Raw genomic sequence first — 1,129 nt, forward strand, 5'->3', positions numbered from 1 at the left:
TAAGCTTGATCATTAACCTCGCTGCTGTTTTAGGCGGACGTGTTCGGTGAGGGTTTCGATTCGTTTCACGGTCTTCCCCGGCTCGTGGCGTGGGGCTGGCCTGCGGTTCTTCGAGCCGGGTGGGCGTCCGGGTCCGGGCTTGGCGGGTCTGGGCACATCGGCGGGACGGGCGGTCTTCACGCGGAGGTGGCGGAACCCCCGCCGAACCCGGGCAGGGGTGAGCCGACGAGGTTGCGTCGGCCGCTCCCAGGGCCGACGAAAGTCCTCGGCGAGGGGGCGGGCGAGGCGGAGTTGGGTGTGGGCGGCGATGATCAGCCAGGTCCAGAGGTCGGCCGTGTGCGGGTCGCGGACCTTGGGAACGGTCCAGCCCAGGGTCTGCTTGAACAGCCGGAAGGTATGTTCAAGATCGAATCTGCGGAGGAACGCCTGCCAGCGCAGGTTGACGTCTGCGCCGGTCATGCCGGTGCGTGAGGACCACAGCCACACGGGCTTGGGGTCGCGGTCGCCGGGCAGGTGCTCGACCTTCAGCCGGATCAACGTGCCATGGATCAGGGGGAGTTCACCGCAGTGGTCGAGCCAGGGGCCACGGGCCTGCAACCGGGGGTGCATCCGGTCCCAGGCGAAGGCTTCGGCTGTGCCGTAGCGGGTGGTGTCGCACGTCGTGGCCTGGTCGGGTGTGTGCCAGGACTCCGGCTTGGAGAAGGTGAGGACGCCGCCGTGCTTGCGGGGCTGTCCGCCGCGAGGGGTAGAGCGGCGTGGGCCGGCATCCCGGAGCATGACGCGGTCCGAGCGGAGCCGGCCGACCAGCTCGACGGGCAGGTCGGCCAGGACGTAGGCGAGGCGGGTGACGTCGTAGCCGGTGTCCATGACGACGAGGATGTCCGCGTCGCCCGGCTGCCACTGCCCGGCGTGCACCAGCCGGGTGACCACCTCGCGCAGCTGGGTGGCGGTCACCGCGGTGGCATCATCGGCCGGCCCCAGCCGGATCGCGTCCAGCACGGCCGTCCATGACGTACGTCCCGTCTCCAGGGCGACGACGAAGGAGTAGGGCCAGCCGGGGATGAACTGATCCGCGCTGCGGCCCCGCCCGTAGACGTGACAGAACAGCAGCTCCGGGCTGGTGGGGGCG

Annotated in this window: 1 protein-coding gene; it reads right to left on the reverse strand. The window is 70.1% G+C overall.

The annotated features are described in order from the left end of the window. Nucleotides 1-12: 12 nt before the first annotated feature. Nucleotides 13-1,129: transposase (locus AB0O67_RS37355; protein WP_365460580.1), on the reverse strand; the 1,117-nt coding region annotated here is incomplete at its 5' end.

This window comes from Streptomyces sp. NPDC086077, assembly GCF_040686175.1.
Taxonomy (GTDB): domain Bacteria; phylum Actinomycetota; class Actinomycetes; order Streptomycetales; family Streptomycetaceae; genus Streptomyces.